12 protein-coding genes and 4 pseudogenes are annotated in these 16,873 nt (G+C 64.1%); 7 read left to right on the forward strand and 9 right to left on the reverse strand.

Going from position 1 to position 16,873, the window contains the following annotated elements; genetic code table 11:
* Window positions 1-131 precede the first annotated feature (131 nt).
* Window positions 132-851, forward strand: coding sequence for a 16S rRNA (uracil(1498)-N(3))-methyltransferase (locus CSV86_RS23500; RefSeq protein ID WP_009397807.1), 720 nt, complete (start codon window positions 132-134; stop codon window positions 849-851).
* On the opposite strand, the pseudogene CSV86_RS23505 reads toward CSV86_RS23500, so the two are convergent.
* The 6 genes and pseudogenes from CSV86_RS23505 to CSV86_RS23530 all read right to left on the reverse strand — a co-directional run bounded on the left by CSV86_RS23505 (window position 848) and on the right by CSV86_RS23530 (window position 11,180).
* A pseudogene (locus CSV86_RS23505) lies at window positions 848-1,305 on the reverse strand (chemotaxis protein CheW). The gene CSV86_RS23500 and the pseudogene CSV86_RS23505 sit on opposite strands and share 4 nt — an antisense overlap.
* On the reverse strand, window positions 1,298-6,547 hold the full coding sequence (locus CSV86_RS23510) for a hybrid sensor histidine kinase/response regulator (RefSeq protein WP_009397802.1): 5,250 nt from the start codon (window positions 6,545-6,547) through the stop codon (window positions 1,298-1,300). Before CSV86_RS23510 ends, CSV86_RS23505 begins: the two are co-directional and overlap by 8 nt.
* 116 nt (window positions 6,548-6,663) lie before the next feature.
* Entirely contained in the window at window positions 6,664-8,712 is a 2,049-nt protein-coding gene (locus CSV86_RS23515; protein ID WP_009397800.1) for a methyl-accepting chemotaxis protein, read from the reverse strand.
* Between the two features lie 18 nt (window positions 8,713-8,730).
* Window positions 8,731-8,855, reverse strand: a pseudogene (locus CSV86_RS23520) (chemotaxis protein CheW); the annotation flags it as partial.
* Window positions 8,856-8,885: 30 nt separating this feature from the next.
* The gene (locus CSV86_RS23525; protein ID WP_000610830.1) at window positions 8,886-10,163 is read right to left on the reverse strand and encodes an ISL3 family transposase; all 1,278 of its coding nucleotides are present in this window, start codon (window positions 10,161-10,163) and stop codon (window positions 8,886-8,888) included.
* A 12-nt stretch (window positions 10,164-10,175) separates the two neighbouring features.
* Window positions 10,176-11,180 carry a permease gene (locus CSV86_RS23530; protein WP_040363373.1) on the reverse strand — a complete coding sequence of 335 codons (1,005 nt, stop codon included), beginning with the start codon at window positions 11,178-11,180 and terminating at the stop codon, window positions 10,176-10,178.
* Window positions 11,181-11,321: 141 nt separating this feature from the next.
* Here CSV86_RS23530 and CSV86_RS23535 point away from each other — a divergent pair, with 141 nt between their 5' ends.
* Window positions 11,322-11,636: an ArsR/SmtB family transcription factor gene (locus tag CSV86_RS23535; protein WP_000349485.1), complete on the forward strand. Its 315-nt coding sequence runs from the start codon at window positions 11,322-11,324 to the stop codon at window positions 11,634-11,636.
* 134 nt (window positions 11,637-11,770) lie between these two features.
* On the opposite strand, the gene CSV86_RS23540 is transcribed toward CSV86_RS23535, so the two are convergent.
* The 3 genes from CSV86_RS23540 to pilG are packed head-to-tail and all read right to left on the reverse strand — an operon-like array spanning window position 11,771 to window position 13,095.
* Window positions 11,771-12,262: a chemotaxis protein CheW gene (locus CSV86_RS23540; RefSeq protein ID WP_170395138.1), complete on the reverse strand. Its 492-nt coding sequence runs from the start codon at window positions 12,260-12,262 to the stop codon at window positions 11,771-11,773.
* Between the two features lie 11 nt (window positions 12,263-12,273).
* On the reverse strand, window positions 12,274-12,639 hold the full coding sequence (pilH, locus tag CSV86_RS23545; RefSeq protein ID WP_009397798.1) for a twitching motility response regulator PilH: 366 nt from the start codon (window positions 12,637-12,639) through the stop codon (window positions 12,274-12,276).
* A gap of 45 nt (window positions 12,640-12,684) precedes the next feature.
* Window positions 12,685-13,095: a twitching motility response regulator PilG gene (gene pilG / locus CSV86_RS23550; RefSeq protein WP_009397797.1), complete on the reverse strand. Its 411-nt coding sequence runs from the start codon at window positions 13,093-13,095 to the stop codon at window positions 12,685-12,687.
* A 204-nt stretch (window positions 13,096-13,299) separates the two neighbouring features.
* On the opposite strand from pilG, the pseudogene gshB reads away from it, so the two are divergent.
* The 5 genes and pseudogenes from gshB (at window position 13,300) to pyrR (ending at window position 16,869) form a co-directional block, all read left to right on the forward strand.
* Window positions 13,300-14,252 (forward strand): annotated as a pseudogene (gene gshB, locus CSV86_RS23555) (glutathione synthase).
* A gap of 100 nt (window positions 14,253-14,352) precedes the next feature.
* Window positions 14,353-15,254 (forward strand): annotated as a pseudogene (locus CSV86_RS23560) (TonB family protein).
* A gap of 48 nt (window positions 15,255-15,302) precedes the next feature.
* The gene (locus tag CSV86_RS23565; RefSeq protein ID WP_009397794.1) at window positions 15,303-15,872 is read left to right on the forward strand and encodes a YqgE/AlgH family protein; all 570 of its coding nucleotides are present in this window, start codon (window positions 15,303-15,305) and stop codon (window positions 15,870-15,872) included.
* Entirely contained in the window at window positions 15,872-16,306 is a 435-nt protein-coding gene (gene ruvX, locus CSV86_RS23570) for a Holliday junction resolvase RuvX (RefSeq protein ID WP_009397793.1), read from the forward strand. Before CSV86_RS23565 ends, ruvX begins: the two co-directional genes overlap by 1 nt.
* Window positions 16,307-16,350: 44 nt before the next feature.
* On the forward strand, window positions 16,351-16,869 hold the full coding sequence (pyrR, locus tag CSV86_RS23575; protein ID WP_009397791.1) for a bifunctional pyr operon transcriptional regulator/uracil phosphoribosyltransferase PyrR: 519 nt from the start codon (window positions 16,351-16,353) through the stop codon (window positions 16,867-16,869).
* Window positions 16,870-16,873: the final 4 nt, after the last annotated feature.

Here is a 16,873-nt window from a genome sequence, read left to right on the forward strand (position 1 = left end):
CAGCCCTGTATTGACATTGAGGGCCCTATCGCTGGCAAGCCAGCTCCCACAGGGATCGCGTAACCTGTGGGAGCTGGCTTGCCAGCGATGAGGCCCTCGAAAACACCCCAATATTCCATGTCGAGCCCCCAATGAGACTCTCCCGCTTTTTCATCGACGCCCCGCTGGGCCTCGGCGAGCACGATCTACCTGAAGCCCAGGCCCATTACATCAGCCGCGTCCTGCGCATGAGCGCCGGCGATGCGGTGCAATTGTTCGACGGCAGCGGCCAGGAATACCTCGGCCAGTTGCTCGAAGTCGGCAAGAAAACCGTGCGCGTCAGCCTGGCCGAAGCCCTGCCCGGCCAGGCTGAATCGCCGCTGCACATCCACCTCGGCCAGGGCCTGTCCCGTGGCGAGCGGATGGATTGGGCAATCCAGAAAGCCACCGAGCTGGGCGTGAACGTGATCACGCCGATCGTCAGCGACCGCTGCGAAGTGCGGCTCAAGGACGAGCGCGCCGACAAGCGCCTGGCCCACTGGCGCCAGGTGGCGATCAGCGCCTGTGAACAATGCGGCCGCTCGACGGTTCCACGGATCAACCCTCCGCTGACCCTGGCCGAATGGCTGGCCGCCAGCGACGAAGCGCTGAAACTGGTCTTGCACCCGGTGGCCGAGCCGCTGGTCAGCCATGCCCGTCCGGCCAGCCTGGCGTTCCTGATCGGTCCGGAAGGCGGCCTGTCGGACGCCGAAGTGGAACAGGCCAGGGCCAGTGGCTTCCAGTCCGCCCGCCTCGGCCCGCGGGTGCTGCGTACGGAAACCGCGCCGGTGGTGGCGCTTGCGGTGGCCCAGCAGCTGTGGGGTGATTTCTAGCTTTCGGGCAGCAGCTTCTCCAGCGCCACGAGGTCCGGCACCCGGGCCACCTGCTCGCCCACCTGCACCGCCGCCAGTTCCAGGTCGGCCAGCGGCACATCGACGTAGTTGAGTTGGCTATCGAGCTTGCAGGAACGCGGAATGCCCTGCACCAGCAGGGCAAAAAAGCTCCGCGAGGTACCGCCCAGGGCGTTGAGCACAACGATCCGTGCCCGCTCGCCCACCTGGGTCTGCCCGCCGCATGCGGCCTCGAAGCTCAGCAGCGGCAGGCGCTGGCTGCGCCAGTCGATCCAGCCCAGCAACCAGGCAGGCTGATCGGGCGCGGGGTACAGGCCTGGTAACCGATCAGTTCGGCCACCGCCACGTTGGGCAGCACCAGGCTGCGGTCACTCAGCGGCAGCAGGAGCCCGGTGAGGCTGCTGCGACGCCCGCTGCGGGTTCCTTGCTCAAGCATTGACATGACTCCAGCGGGCGATGCTCTGCAACAGCACCGACTCCTGATAGGGCTTGCCCAGATAGTCGTTGACCCCGATGGCCATGGCGCGGTCGCGGTGCTTCTGCCCGGTGCGCGAGGTGATCATGATGATCGGCAGGTCCTTCAGCCGCGGATCCTGGCGCACCCGGGTCGCTACCTCGAAGCCGTCCATGCGCGGCATTTCGATATCCAGCAGCAACACGTCGGGCCGGTGCCCGGCCAGCACGGCCATGGCATCGACCCCGTCCTTGGCGGTCAGGACGTTCATGCCGTGGCGTTCCAGCAAACGACCGGTGACCTTGCGCACCGTGACCGAATCGTCCACCACCAGCACCAGCAAAGGCCGCGCCGGACCGCCAGGCGGGCTTGCCGCGATCTCCCGCGATGCACGCCCGGCCTGTTGCGCCAGACGCAGATGCAAGCCGCGCAATTGCGCCAGCAGGTCGAGAATCAGCACCACCCGACCGTCGCCCAACAGGGTCGCCCCGGCCAGCCCCTGCACGGCGGCGAACTGCGGCCCCAGGCTCTTGACCACGATTTCCCGGCTGGCCGAGAGACTGTCCACCTGCACCGCGAACTGCTGGTCGTGGGCATGCACCAGCACCACCGGCAGCGGCAGGCTCTGGCCCAGCAGCCGCGGCTGGCGCTCGCCCTGCAGCAACTCGCCGAGATAGCGCAGCTCATAACCGCGCCCGGCATATTCGTAGCGCGGCGGATCGAGGTGATAGCAGGCCTCCAGTTCCGCCGGCGGCACCCGTACCACGCCGTCGATGGCATTGAGCGGCACGGCGTACTGTTCCTCGCCGCAATGCACCATCAAGGCACGGTTGACCGAAACGGTGAACGGCAGGCGAATCAGGAAGCGCGCGCCCTTGCCCTGCACCGAACTGATCACCATCGAGCCGCCCAGTTGCTTGACCTCTTCATGCACCACGTCCATCCCCAGCCCGCGCCCGGAAATCTGGGTGATCTTCTCGGCGGTGGAAAAGCCCGGCTGGAGAATGAACTGCATGACCTCGTGATCGCTGAGCTCGCTGCGCGGGTCAAGCAGCCCGCGCTTGATCGCCTTGCTGCGCACCGCCTCCAGCGGCACACCGGCGCCGTCGTCGAACATCTCGATAACGATGTCGGCGCCTTCGTGCAGCAGGTTCAGGGCGATCATGCCCTGCTCCGGCTTGCCCGCCGCCAGGCGCACCTCGCGGCTTTCCAGGCCATGGTCGACGGCATTGCGCAGCATGTGCTCCAGCGGCGCCACCATGCGCTCCAGCACGCTACGGTCCATTTCGCCTTCGGCGTTGCCCACCACCAATTCGACCTGCTTGCCCAGCTCGCTGGCGGTCTGCCGCACCACGCGCTGCAAACGCGGCACCAGGCGCTCGAACGGCACCATGCGGGTGCGCATCAAGCCTTCCTGCAAGTCGCTGTTGACCCGCGCCTGCTGCGACAGCAGGCCCTGGGCCATCTGGGTGCGGGCGGCCAGGGTTTCCTTGAGGTCGAGCAGGTCGGAAGCCGATTCGGTCAGCGCCCGGGACAGCTGCTGCAACTGGGAATGGCGATCCATCTCCAGCGGGTCGAAGTCCTCGTAGGCATCGGCGTCGGCCTGCAAGCGGCTGAGGCCGCCCTGGGTCTCGGTATCGAGGCGCCGCAACTGGTCGCGCATGCGCTCGAGGGTGGTTTCCATCTCGTTGAGGGCCACCTGCGCATCGTTGATCTGCTGCTCCAGGCGCCCGCGCAGGATCGAGGTTTCCGCCGCCTGGTTACCGAGGTCATCGAGCAGCTCGGCATTGACCTTGACCATATCCAGCGCCGCGCGCTCCGGGGCCGGCGCCGGGGTTTCCGGTGGCACTTCGGCGGGCACCGCAGCCGCGCTGTCGCTGAGGGCGGCGCTGCTGAAGTTGCGGATGTAGTCGATCAGCGCCGTGGCCGCGTGCAGCGGTTGTTGCAGGCGCACGGCATCGAGCATCTGGGCGAGGCGGTCGTGGCAGTTCTGCAGCAGGCTGAACAGCGCCGGGCTGGCCTGCAACTGGCCGGCGGCGAGGTGCTCGTAGAGGAATTCCAGCTCGTGGGCCAGGTCGCCGATCGGGGCGATTTCCACCATGCGCGCACCGCCCTTGAGGGTGTGCAGGTCGCGCAGCAGGTTTTCCACCTCCACCGTATTGCGCGGTTCGGCCTGCCAGCGAGTGAGCGCCGCAGCAGCGCTTTCGACGATGTCCACGCCCTCTTCGAGGAAGATTTCCAGCAGTTCCTTGTCGCCTTCCTGGGCCGGATGCTCGGCCCTGGCCGGGCTACCCGGCGGCTGGGCGTGGTGGCGAAACTCCCGCAGCGAGGCAAGGTTCTCCACCACCGATTCCAGCGCCTGGCCCTGGCTCAGTTGCGCCAGCAACCTGGCCAGCAAGGCATGGCTGGCGCGCAACAGGCTGGCCAGTTCCGGCGACGGGCTGTAGCGGCGGTCCACCAGCCCTTCGTAAAGCAGCTCCAGCTCATGGGCGAGTACATCCAGCGCACCGATCCCGGCCATGCGCGCGCCGCCCTTGAGGGTATGCAGGTCGCGCTGCAACGAGGACAGCGCCGAGACGTTGTCGGGATCGTCGAGCCAGCGCCCGAGCGCCTGGTCGGCGCTGTCCAGCACATCGATGGCTTCTTCGAGGAAGATCGCCACCATTTCCTCGTCCGCTTCCTGCCCGGCGAGTTGTCGGGTGACGTCGTCCAGTTCGGCAATGCTCGAGGTGCCGTCGCCCTGGCGGCGCACCAGGCCCATGGCGCCCGGGTCGAGCCCCTGTTCGAGCAGCCCGCGCAGGGCCAGCAAGCGCTCCGGACAGGGTTCGACATCCTGCCCTGCGGCGATCTGGTCGAGCATGTTGATCAAGGCTTCATGGGCCTGCTGCGCTTCGTCGAAGAACCGCGCATCGGCAGCCAGGCTGCTTTCCTCCACGGCGCCGTAAAGATCGAGGAGTGCCTCGCACAGCTCATCCACCTGCCACAGGTTGGCGAGGTGAGCGCTCTGGCCCAGGGTAGTCAGCTCATCGAGCAGCGAATTCAGCTCGTGACGCTCGCCCGGGTGCTCCTGCCAGCGCAGCAGCAGGGATTCGGCATCGAGCAGGATGTCCATGCCCTGTTCGAGGAAGCTGGCGATCAGTTGCGGATCGCGCTTGATGCGCGGGCTCTGGTCCGGGGAATCGAGAAGCGCCTGCAGGCGCGCGGCGACCACCTGGTCGACCTGCTCGATCAGGATGTCCGCGCCCTTGATCGGCGCCAGCGGGGTAGTCCCAAGTTGCTCCAGGCCGCGGCGCAACAGCGGTTCGGCAGTCTGCAGCAGGTAGATTTCATCGAGATCGAAGCCCACCTGGTGAGCCTTGAACTCGCGGGCAAGCATATCCAGCGCAGCGGCCAGCTCGGCGATCGGCGTCACCCCGGCCATGGCCGCGCTGCCCTTGAGGGTATGCAGGGCGCGTTGCAGGTCATCGCTGACCGGGGCCGGCAGGTAGACCTCGGCATGGGCGAGGAAGGCATCGAGCGCAGCCAAGTGAGTCTGCGCCTCGTTGCGGAAGATCTCCAGCAATTGCGTGTCGAGGGGCTCGGCGTGCTCGCCATCGGCGTCGGCGTCGTTCATCGCCAGCGCGTGCAGATGGCTGGCCAGGTGTTCGACGTGGGCATGGGCATGCACCTCGCCGGTGGCGAACTCGTCGACCAGCGGGGTCATCAGGGTCATCGCCTGGCCGATCGCCTTGAGTACTTCGGCGCCGCTGCCAACGCGGCCTTCGAGCATACGGTTGAGCAAGTGCTCGCCGGCCCAGGCCAGTTCGGCCAGGACCGTGGCGCGGACCATCCGACCGCTGCCTTTGAGGGTATGGAATCCCCGGCGCAGCTCGATCAGGGCCTCGCGCGGATGGCCTTCGCCGCGCCAGCGCAGCCAGTCCTCGTCCATCTGGCCGAGGACTTCCTCGGCTTCTTCGAGAAAGACTTCGCGCAGTTCATCGTCCACCGGCTTCGGCGCAGCGATAGTGATCGGTGCCGGGTGCAGTGGCCGCGCCAGCACCGGAAAGCCCAGCGCACCGAGTGCACGCCGGGCACGGGCCAGCAGCGGCTCGACATCGGCCTGGAGATCGATGCTCAGGGACTGCAACGCATACTCCAGGCTGCCGACCACCTCGGCGAGGTGCTCCAGCGCGGCGCTGTCGGGCAGGCTCTCGGCCTGCAGGACATGGGCGTGAAGGTAGTCGGTACAGCGCTGCACCACGGCGGCCGGATGCGGCAGCATCAGCATGGCCAGGGCGCCACGGATCTGTCCGAGCAGGTCGGGTAGCGGTTGCAGGCGCACCCGATCCCAGCCGGCTTCGAGGCAATCGGCAATCAGGTCGCGGGCCTGCAGCAGCACGCCGTGGGCCTCGTCCAGGACCAGTTGGCGGATCTCGTTGATATCGGTGCCGGTAGGCGGGGTCTGGCTGCTGGTTTCGATGGCGCCGACCATGCCGCTGAGGGTTGCCTCGGCGTACTGCAAGGCGGCGGACACGTCGATCAGCAACGCCTCCTGGGGCGCTTCCTTGAGCATCGACTGCAACACCGCGACCTGGTCAAGAATCACCCGGCGCGGCTGGTTGAAGCCGAGCACGGCGAGGGTATCGGCGATTTGTCGCAACGGCGCCAGCAATGGCTCCAGGCTTTGGCCCTCACCACGCGCGTATTGCTCGACGCGCTCCTTGATTCGCAGCAGGTCCTCGCTCAGCGCCGCCACTACCGAGCGCATACCGTCACGGTCGGGCAGGCGGCCTTGCAAGGCATCCAGCGACAGTTCGAAGTTTTCCCCGCTACCCGGAGCGTTAACTCCCAGTGCACTCTCGCCCAGGGCCTCGACGCCGCGGGCGGCACGCAACTGATTGAGTAATGGCAGGGCCAGCAACGGCAGGTCGCGCCGGGCAATCCGCAGGCGCTCCAGATACAGCGGCAGCTGGCTCAGTGCGCGGAACAGCGCCCCTTGGGCATTGGCCTGGCCGTCAGCCAGAGCGCGGGCCATGGCTTCCATTTCCTGGGCCAGCAGGGCCGCCCCCTTGAACTCAAGGAGTACCAGGCAACCGTGCACCCGGTGCAACGCCTCGACACAGACGCCCAGCGCCTCGCCTTCGCCATTGGCGAACTGCTCGAGTGCCTGCCGCGCCTGGGCAAGGCTTTCTTCGATCGCCTCCCTGACCCAGGCCAGGGCGACGAAATCATGCCGGTCAGCCATGTCTACTTCCAACGCATAACTCATTGATTGTGCGCTGACCCTGTGGGAGCTGGCTTGCCAGCGATTGCAATAGTGAATTCACTGCCGCTATCGCTGGCAAGCCAGCTCCCACAGGGTCAGCGGGACTCTGGATTCGGCGGCAGGGTAAAGCCCGAAACCGACCGCCGCATCTCGCTGGCCATGCGCGCCAGGTTGCCGATGCTTTCGGCAGTGGCAGTGGAGCCGGACGAGGTCTGCGAGGTGATCTGCTGGATGATCGCCATGGTATGGGAGATCTGCCCGGCCGACGAAGTCTGCAACTGGGCCGCGTCGGAAATGCTCAGGATCAGCTCGGCCAGCGTCTGCGACACCCCTTCGATCTCGGCCAGGGCCACGCCGGCGTCCTGTGCCAGGCGCGCGCCGCGCACCACCTCGGCGGTAGTCTGCTCCATGGAAATGACCGCTTCGTTGGTATCGACCTGGATCGCCCGCACCAGCGCCTCGATCTGCCGGGTCGCCGAGGACGAACGCTCTGCCAGGCGCTGCACTTCGTCGGCGACCACGGCAAAGCCGCGCCCGGCCTCGCCGGCCATGGAGGCCTGGATGGCCGCGTTGAGCGCCAGGATATTGGTCTGGTCGGCAATGTCGTCGATCAGGTTGACGATATCGCCGATCTCCTGGGAAGACTCGCCCAGGCGCTTGATCCGCTTGGCGGTGTCCTGGATCTGCTCGCGAATGTTGTCCATCCCATGGATGGTGTTGTGCACCACCTCGTTGCCCTTGTTGGCGATGGCCACCGAACGTTCGGCCACCTTGGCCGATTCGTAGGCGTGGCCGGATACCCGGTCGATGGACTCGGCCATGTCGCCCACCGCCATGGAGGCATCGGCGATCTGCTGGGCCTGATGCTCGGACGCCTTGGCCAACAAGTGCGCGGTGTTCTGCGTGTCTTCCACGGCGGCGGCGACCTGCTCGGCGCTGAGGTTGATGGTCGCCACCAAGTCGCGTAGCTGGTCGATGGAATAGTTGATCGAGTCGGCGATGGCCCCGGTGAAATCCTCGGTAACCGACGCGGTGACGGTCAGGTCGCCATCGGCCAGATCTTCGATTTCGTCGAGCAGGCGCATGATCGCCTGCTGGTTGCGCTCGTTCTTCTCGGCCGTTTCACTGAGCTGGCGGTGGGTTTCACGGACCATCACCGAACCGATCAGGATGATCGATGCCAGCGCCAGCAGGCCCAGCACATAGCCGCCGACGGTGTCTAGGGTGCGTCCACCGGCGAGGTTCTCGAAGCCGGTGGCCAGGCGCGAGGCTTCATCGAGCAAGGTCTGGGACAGGCTGAAAATGTTCCCGGCGGCCTCGCGCACGCGAAACAGCTCGGGCGAGGTTTCCAGGATCTCGTCCACGGAGCCGGCGACGAACTGGAACAACTCGGCGATTTCACCGAGACGGGCGCGGGCGTCCGGGTCTTGCACACGGGTAACCTGGATCGCCGGGTTGCCGCCGAGCATGCCCTCCAGGACCTGGCCGAAGCGATTGGCGTCACGACCGAAGGCATCGGCGGCCTGCACCGAGGCGTCGTCGCCGGCCAGGACGGTATTCACCGAACCGAGGATGCGCTCGGCCAGCAATGCCTGGCGCTGGGCCACCGCTACCTGGGCGGCCGGAGCGCCGCTTTGCAGGAGGATTTCCACCACCTTCTCGTACTCGACCTGCAACTGCGGCACGGTCTCGGCCAGGGTGGCGGCGACCTGGTGCAGGGACAGCACGGTCTGTTCACTGGCAAGGATCACGTCGGTGTTCTTGCGCAACGTCTCCCAGTCGCGCTGCACGGCCTCCATCTCGCTGCGCACCGCCGCTGGCGCCGAGGGCAGGCCGGTGGCGGGGTCGCCTTTCTTCAGGTAGCTCCAGCGCTGTTCGAAATCGTTGCGCGCCTCGCTCAGCAGACGGAACGCCACGGTCTTGCCGGACGCCGCTTCGGTGGCGTTCTTGGCGATGCGCTGCGACAGCACGCGCAGTTCGCCGGCGTGCCCGATGTACTGCTTGTCGTGGTTGGCCTGGGTGTTGAGGTAGGCGAAGTTGGCGAACAGCAGGATGATCGACAGGATCAGCACGACGAACAACGCCGCGATCTGCGCGCTGCTGCGCGATCCTTTGAGCGAATTGACGGGCTTGGACTGGCTCACGGTTCTGGCGTTCCTCTACTACAGCGCGACATCGAGAAAGCCCGGGACTGGGCCAGGGCGAACGGGCTGAAAATCCCCCAGCAGTGCTCGCGCTGGAAGTGCCCCTGGATAAAGGGGGTATACGGATTTAATGGTTGATGGGGCACCTTTACCCCACCAACCTGATACCATTATCAGATGGTTGATAGATCGACTCCGTAGTTGAGTTCCTCTGCGAAGTCCGGCAGTCCGTAACCGATGGTTTTCTTGTAGAAAGGAGAGACCTTCGCAGTCGGTGCCTTCTTCTTGTGCTTCGTGGTGTAGAGCATTCGTGCCCGCATCACCTCGAAGGAGTAACCGCGCCCTTCACGGTTCTTGTCCTTGGCCAGTCGGTTGATGGACTCCGTGTAAGCGTTGGTGACGGGCATGTCCGTCTCGAAGTAGGTCATGGTCTCTTCGCGCCAGTTTCCCACTGCCCTGACCAGATCGCTCCAGACTTCCTTTTGGCCCTTCGGGATGGTGGCTATCCACTCGTCCAGGGCGGCTTCTGCCTGGAGCCGTGTGGTGGCGTCCCAGATGCCGTAGAAGCGCTCCTTGTGCTCGTAGGCGGCCAGCAGTTGCGGGAACGCGCCTGTCCAGGTCTCCATGATGAGGCGCTCCCGGTCTGAGACTTCGTGAGCGCGTTTCAGCAGGATTTTCCGGTCTCCCTTGAGAGTCCGGCTCTGGGACGGTTTCAGCTCCTTTCTGAGGCCCTTGCGCACTCTCTCTAGGGCATCGTTGGCCATGCGCACCACATGGAACTTATCGACCACGATACGGGCCTGGGGCAGCACAGCCTTGACCGCTGCCCGGTAGGGGTTCCACATGTCCATGCTGACGATCTCGACCTTCTGCCGGTCTTTCAGCTTCATCAGGTAGTTGGTCACCACGTCCTGGCGGCGGGTGGCCAGCAGGTCGAGCAGGGTTCGCTCCTCAATGTTGGTCAGAATGCAGCGGTAGCGCTTGTTCAGGTATAGCTCGTCAATGCCCAGGATGCGGGGCGTCTCGAAGCGGTGCCAGCGCCCCAGGAACTCGGCGCGGGCGTTGAAGATGTCGCGCACCGTCTTCTCGTCCAGGCCGGTCTGTGCCGCCACAAAGGTGTAGGGGTGGTTGAAGGATTCCTTCTCCACGTACTCATGCAGCCGCAGTGTCATACGGAATCCGTCCACCATCTCCGGTAGCTGGGGCCTGAATGTTGTCTTGCAGGCCCGGCAGGTGTATCGGCGGCGGACCACCCAGAGAGTGACCCGCTTGCCGTGGATGGGCAGATCACGATAGGGAACGTCACGCTTGCCGAACCGCACGAACTCACCCTGCACGCCGCACCCCTCGCAGGCTACTGGTGTAGGTGCTTCAAGCCGAAAATGTATGTCTTCATTCTGCTCATCAGAATCCACCAACTGGTACCCAGGAAGGCTTAACGAATTAATCATCTCCCGCCTTGATCAGAAAAACAGGTAGGTGGCGTAACCGGCAATCATCGCCATAGCAAAAATGACTGCTAAAAACGCCGCTAAAAGCTTCAGCGTGAACAAAGAGCGCAACAGAATGAGCTCAGTCAGGCTGGCTCCGGCACTGCCGATGATCAACGCTAGCACCGTCCCGGCACCCACGCCTTTGGCCATCAGAGCCGCTGCCAGAGGTATGACGGCTTCAGCGCGAATATACAACGGCACGCCGATGACAGCGGCAACTGGAATGGCAAAGGGATTATCTGGGCCTGCATACTGCTCCAATAAGTCAGTGGGCATGAAACCATAGATCACGCTGCCAATCGCAATACCGATGAGCAGGTAAGGCAACACATCGATAAAGTCCGACCAAGCTTCCCGCCACACACCACTGTACTTCCCTTCTTTCTTAACCGTGACAGTGGGTTGACTGTCACAGCATTCGCTAGACGTAGAGACTGTTGTCTTCCTATCAGCCCCGCAAGAAGCCGTCTTCGGAGTGGTGTCGCAGCTGTTGGTGCCGCAACTCGATGCGGTCGATGTAGCACTGCACGGGCTTGCTGATGAACTACATCCACTGCTCTCTTGTGTCGCCGTCCGGCGCACATAACGCTCGAAGCCAAGCGTGTGAAGCAGCCATCCGGCACCTACCGCGACCACCAAAGCGGCGAGCACATAGATAGCAGTAAGTGTCCATCCAAACGTGGCAACCAGCAGGCCGACGACGATAGGATTCAGCAACGGAGATGAGAAAAGAAACACCATCATCGGCCCAAAACCGGCCCGTGCCCGAATCAACCCTTTCAACATGGGGATAGTCGAGCAACTACAGAAGGGCGTTATAGCTCCTAAACCAGCAGCAAGAAAATAGCCTCGCTTCCCACTGGAAGTCAGTAACGCTTCCACCTTGGATGGTGGGATGTGACGTTGAAGAACTCCGACCAGCAAGCTAATGCCAATGAATAAAACCGATAGCTCGATAGCGAGAAAGGCGAACATGCCTAGAGCGTCTTGGAGTTGAGATGACATTCAATATTACTCCTATATTTCTAGTATTGTCGAAATGATGTACGCAGCCTACTTGCGTTTATCCGACCTGTCAACTATAATTCTAGAAACATCGAATTATTGGGGCGTGCTATGGATCACGAAAAGGTTGCAGCCAGCTTAGCTGAGCTAGGGAATAGTCACCGACTGTCCGTGTTCCGCTTTCTGGTCAAAGCTGGCCATGATGGGGCTTCGGTCGGAGATATCCAGAAGGGGCTGGGTATTCCTGCTTCGACGCTATCACATCACCTTGCGCGCATGGCCAAGGTAGGGCTGATCCGGCAGGAGAAACATAGCCGCACGATTGTCTGTATACCCGAGTATGGGCACCTAGAGAATTTGATCGGTTTCTTACAAGAGGAATGTTGTGCAGGTGTCCGGATTGCGCATGAACCAGAACCGCTTTGACGCTTGCCCAGCTCTCGCTGTCCTCCCTAGTCAGCATCGCTATGAAGACTCAGGCGAAGGTGGAAACAGAAAATTGGCAGTAGAGTAGGCTGAAGAGGATCAATCAGATAATCCGCTGAGAAAGATTTTCTTCTTTACATCTTTGGCATTTTATCAACCAGAAATTCCGGATACCCGATAAAGGGAGCCGCGCTGCCCAGCAAGGGTGACGGCGGCGCCAGATCGAGACCGTCGAGGGCGAAATGCTGAAGACCAAGCACTTCGTCCACCTGCAGGCCGGCGAGCAGTTCATCGTGGTCCACCACCAATACCCGGCGCTGCTTGCGGCCCTGGTGCGCCTCCAGGCCGAGGAAACCGCCGAGGTCGGTGACTGGCAGCAACTGGCCACGCAGGTTGGTGACCCCGGCCACCCATGGCTTGACCCCGGGAATCCGGCTCAGGCGCGGGGCAGTCAGCACTTCGGCCACTTCGCCCATGGGGGCGACGAAACAATGCTCGCCCAGACGAAAGCCGATACCGCTCCAGGTCTGCAGGCGGGTTTCCTGCAACGGCAGGTCGGCGGCCAGCAGGCGGCAGCGCCGGTCGATGTCCAGCAGCAGCTCGAAGGCGGTCAGCGATTCGCCCATGGTGATGCGGTTCAACCCTTCAGGACGCTGTCGAGCACCCTGGCCAGGTCGTCTTCTTCCACCGGCTTGACCAGGTAGGCCTTGGCGCCCTGGCGCGTGCCCCAGACCTTGTCGGTTTCCTGGTCCTTGGTGGTGACGATGATCACCGGGATGTCCTTGGTCGCCGGGTCGTTGCTCAACCTGCGGGTAGCCTGGAAGCCGTTCATGGTGGGCATGACGACATCCATCAGCACTGCATCGGGCTTTTCCTGGGCCGCCAGGGCCACGCCATCGGCGCCATTGGCCGCCTTGAGCACCTGGTGCCCTTGCTTCTCGAGCATCTGGGTGAATCTGTGGGTCTCGGTCGGCGAGTCGTCGACGATAAGAATTCGGGCCATGCTGTTCCTCGTATAAGGAAAGACGCCAGCGCTTGCGGGCCGGCGTCAGGGTGCGTGTTGTTCTTCCGCCGTGAAGCCCGGCACATGGGCGCGGATGGCTTCCAGCAGTTCTTCCTTGCCGAACGGTTTGGTCAGGAACTGATCGCAGCCGACGATCCGTCCGCGGGCCTTGTCGAACAGGCCGTCGCGGGACGACAGCATAATCACCGGAATGTCCTTGAAGGCGCTGTTGTGCTTGACCAGGGCGCAGGTCTGGTACCCGTCCAGGCGCGGCATCAGGACGTCGACGAAGATGATGCCGGGGCGATGATCGACGATCTTGGCCAGGGCATCGAAACCGTCGATGGCCGTGATCACCTCGCATCCCGCTTCGGCGAGCAGCATCTCGGCGGTGCGGCGAATCGTCTTGGAATCGTCGATCACCATCACTTTCAATGCCGTGTCGGGCTGAACCATATTCGCTCTACCATTGCTGTCGGATAGCGCCTTGCCGGCCACATGCCCGCATTTTTAGCATACTCAAGGGTGCATACCATCGAGCCACGCCGGGCCCGGGCTGCGCTGCGTTTTTCCCTTGACCGCCAGCGTCCCGGGCGCCACCCTGAGCCACTTTTCCTTGCAACCACCGCGGCCCCGGGCCGCCGAGAGGATTTACCCCCCATGAGCGTTCGCCTCGGCATTGTCATGGACCCCATCGCGTCCATCTCCTACAAGAAGGACAGCTCGCTGGCCATGCTGCTGGCCGCACAGGAGCGCGGCTGGGAGCTGTTCTATATGGAACAGAAGGACCTTTACCTGGGCGCTGGCCAGGCCCGCGCGCAGATGCGTGGATTGAAGGTGTTCGCCAACCCCGAGCGCTGGTTCGAACTGGAAGCCGAGCAAGACGCACCGCTGGCCGACCTCGACGTGATCCTGATGCGCAAGGATCCGCCCTTCGACATGGAGTTCGTCTACAGCACCTACCTGCTGGAGCAGGCCGAGGCCGAAGGCGTGCTGGTGGTCAACCGCCCGCAAAGCCTGCGCGACTGCAACGAGAAGCTGTTCGCCACCCGTTTCCCGCAGTGCATGGCACCGACCCTGGTCAGCCGCCGCGCGGATATCCTGCGTGAGTTCGCCGCGACCCATGGCGACGTGATCCTCAAGCCGCTCGACGGCATGGGCGGCGCCTCGGTGTTCCGTCACCGTCCGGGCGACCCGAACCTGTCGGTGATCCTCGAGACCCTGACCCAGCACGGCGCCCAGCAGATCATGGCGCAGGCCTTCCTGCCGGCGATCACCGACGGTGACAAGCGCATCCTGATGATCGACGGCGAGCCGGTGCCCTACTGCCTGGCGCGGATTCCGGCCAGTGGCGAGACCCGCGGCAACCTGGCGGCCGGCGGCCGTGGCGAAGCCCGCCCGCTGACCGACCGCGACCGCTGGATCGCCGCCCAGGTCGGCCCGACCCTGCGGGAAAGGGCCTGCTGTTCGTCGGCCTCGACGTGATCGGCGACTACCTCACCGAGATCAACGTCACCAGCCCGACCTGCATCCGCGAGATCGACGCGGCGTACAACACCAATATCGGTGGGCAGTTGATGGACGCCATCGATCGCCAGCTCAAGGCACGCTGACCGACGACAAGAGGAAAGCCTGCGCAGTGGGTTATGATGCCGGTCCCTTTTCGACCTGGCTTCCCCGCTTCGCCGGCCTTCCCCGGCTGCTGGACTACCGATGACGCTTCCCGCCGATATCCCCGCAGACTTCGTCCCGCCCCGCGTCCGCCCGGCGGACCGCCTCGGCTTTACCCTGTTCGTGGCGGCGCTGCTGCACCTGGCGCTGATTCTCGGGGTGAGCTTCAGCTTCGCCAAACCGGAGGAAATCCGTCGTTCCATGGACATCACCCTGGCGATGTTCAAGAGCGAGGTGAAGCCGCACAAGGCCGATTTCCTTGCCCAGGAAAACCAGCAGGGCAGTGGCACCCTGGACAAGGCGGCGGTACCGAAGACCACCGAAGTAGCGCCGTTCCAGGACAGCAAGGTCAACAAGGTCACGCCACCCCGGTAGCGCGCAAGGAAGAGGTGCCGCCACCGCCGGCCAAGGCGGCGGTCACCACTGTCGCTCCCAAGCCGCAGAAAGTGCAGAACGCGCCGAAGGAAGCCAAGCCACAGCCGGCTCCCAAGGCCGAAACCCCGGATTTCGACAGTTCGCAACTGTCCAGCCAGATCGCCAGCCTCGAAGCGGAACTGGCCAACGAGCAACAGCTGTACGCCAAGCGCCCGCGCATCCACCGCATCAGTGCCGCCTCGACCGCACGGGACAAGGGCGCCTGGTATAAGGACGAATGGCGCAAGAAGATCGAGCGCATCGGCAACCTGAATTATCCCGACGAGGCCCGCCGCCAGCAGATCTATGGCAGCCTGCGGCTGATGGTGTCGATCAATCGCGACGGCTCGCTCTATGAAGTGCTGGTGCTCGAGTCGTCCGGGCAACCGCTGCTGGACCAGGCAGCGCAGCGCATCGTGCGCCTGGCGGCGCCTTTCGCACCGCTCACGGGCGACCTTGCCGACGTCGACCGCCTGGAAATCGTTCGCACCTGGCGCTTTGCCCGCGGCGACCGCCTCTCCAGCAATTAACGACGCTGCAGCTTGTCAGCCCGGTCCCTCGCCGCCACACTAGCCGGTATGAAAAATTTCAGCCCGAGTTACCTCAAGCATCAGTTCCTGATCGCCATGCCCCACATGGCGGACCCGAATTTTGCCCAGACCCTGACCTACATCGTCGAACACAACGAGAACGGGGCAATGGGCCTGGTGATCAATCGCCCGCAGGAGCTGAACCTGGCCGATATCCTCGAACAACTGCGTCCCGAGGAAGAACCCTCGCCGCTCAGTGTCAACGTGCCGATCTATATCGGCGGGCCGGTGCAGACCGACCGGGGCTTCGTCCTGCACACCAACGACCGCACCTACCAGGCCACCATCCAGCTCGACGGCCTGGCCTTGTCCACCTCCCAGGACGTGCTGTTCGCCATCGCCGAGGGCAACGGTCCGCGGCAGAGCCTGATCACCCTGGGCTACGCCGGCTGGGAAGCCGGGCAACTGGAGGCGGAGCTGGCCGACAACGCCTGGCTCAACTGCCCGTTCGACGCGGAAATCCTCTTCGCTACCGACACCGAGCTGCGCCTGAACGCCGCCGCCACACGCCTGGGCATCAACCTGAGCCTGCTGACCAGCCAGGCGGGGCACGCCTGATGGCCGAGCTTCGTCTGCTGCTGGGTTTCGACTACGGCAGCAAGCAGATCGGCGTCGCCGTGGGCCAGGTCATCACCGGCCAGGCCCGCGAGCTGTGCACGCTGAAGGCGCAGAACGGCGTACCGGACTGGAACCAGGTGGAAAAGCTGATCAAGGAATGGAAGCCCGACGCCATTGTCGTTGGCCTGCCGCTGAACATGGATGGCACTCCCAGCGAGATGAGCGAGCGTGCCGAGAAGTTCGCCCGGCGCCTGAATGGCCGCTTCAACCTGCCGGTCCACACCCACGACGAACGCCTGACCACCTTCGAAGCCAAGGGCGAGCGCATGGCCCGCGGCGGCCAGCGTGGCAGCTATCGCGACAACCCGGTCGATGCCATCGCCGCCGCCCTGCTGCTGCAAGGCTGGCTGGAGGCCAACGCCGCACAGTCGTAACTCCCCGATCATCGGTTATGAACCGGCCCTTTCCAGGAGCAAGCATGAGCCTACCCAATCCCGCCGAACTGATCCGGCAGATGGCCGTCGACCTACGCGCCCATCTGAGCCGCCGCGCCATCACCGAGCCACGCTACATCGGCATCCGTACCGGTGGCGTCTGGGTGGCCCAGGCCCTGCTGGACGAGCTGGGCAGCCAGGAGCCCCTCGGCACCCTGGACGTATCCTTCTACCGTGACGACTTCAGCCAGAACGGCCTGCACCCGCAGGTGCGCCCGTCGGAGCTGCCGTTCGAGATCGAAGGCCAGCACCTGGTGCTGGTGGACGACGTGCTGATGAGCGGTCGCACCATCCGCGCTGCCCTCAACGAGCTGTTCGATTACGGCCGCCCGGCCAGCGTGACCCTGGTCTGCCTGCTCGACCTCGATGCTGGCGAGCTGCCGATCCGCCCGAACGTGGTTGGCGCGACCCTGTCGCTGGCCGCTCACGAACGGGTAAAATTGACCGGCCCCGCGCCGCTCGCCCTCGAGCGCCAGGACCTCGCCCCCGCTTCCGCCCTTTAAGAGT

Origin of the sequence: Pseudomonas bharatica CSV86 (genome assembly GCF_000319305.2) — a bacterium.
In the GTDB taxonomy this organism is placed as follows: domain Bacteria; phylum Pseudomonadota; class Gammaproteobacteria; order Pseudomonadales; family Pseudomonadaceae; genus Aquipseudomonas; species Aquipseudomonas bharatica.

Excerpts from the sequence above, each read along its gene's own strand:
- CSV86_RS23500 (WP_009397807.1), top strand. The coding sequence starts at position 132 with ATGAGACTCTCCCGCTTTTTCATCGACGCCCCGCTGGGCCTCGGCGAG.
- CSV86_RS23510 (WP_009397802.1), bottom strand. The coding sequence starts at position 6,547 with ATGGCTGACCGGCATGATTTCGTCGCCCTGGCCTGGGTCAGGGAGGCG.
- CSV86_RS23525 (WP_000610830.1), bottom strand. The coding sequence starts at position 10,163 with ATGATTAATTCGTTAAGCCTTCCTGGGTACCAGTTGGTGGATTCTGAT.
- CSV86_RS23530 (WP_040363373.1), bottom strand. The coding sequence starts at position 11,180 with ATGTTCGCCTTTCTCGCTATCGAGCTATCGGTTTTATTCATTGGCATT.
- CSV86_RS23535 (WP_000349485.1), top strand. The coding sequence starts at position 11,322 with ATGGATCACGAAAAGGTTGCAGCCAGCTTAGCTGAGCTAGGGAATAGT.
- CSV86_RS23540 (WP_170395138.1), bottom strand. The coding sequence starts at position 12,262 with ATGGGCGAATCGCTGACCGCCTTCGAGCTGCTGCTGGACATCGACCGG.
- pilH (WP_009397798.1), bottom strand. The coding sequence starts at position 12,639 with ATGGCCCGAATTCTTATCGTCGACGACTCGCCGACCGAGACCCACAGA.
- pilG (WP_009397797.1), bottom strand. The coding sequence starts at position 13,095 with ATGGTTCAGCCCGACACGGCATTGAAAGTGATGGTGATCGACGATTCC.
- CSV86_RS23565 (WP_009397794.1), top strand. The coding sequence starts at position 15,303 with ATGAAAAATTTCAGCCCGAGTTACCTCAAGCATCAGTTCCTGATCGCC.
- ruvX (WP_009397793.1), top strand. The coding sequence starts at position 15,872 with ATGGCCGAGCTTCGTCTGCTGCTGGGTTTCGACTACGGCAGCAAGCAG.
- pyrR (WP_009397791.1), top strand. The coding sequence starts at position 16,351 with ATGAGCCTACCCAATCCCGCCGAACTGATCCGGCAGATGGCCGTCGAC.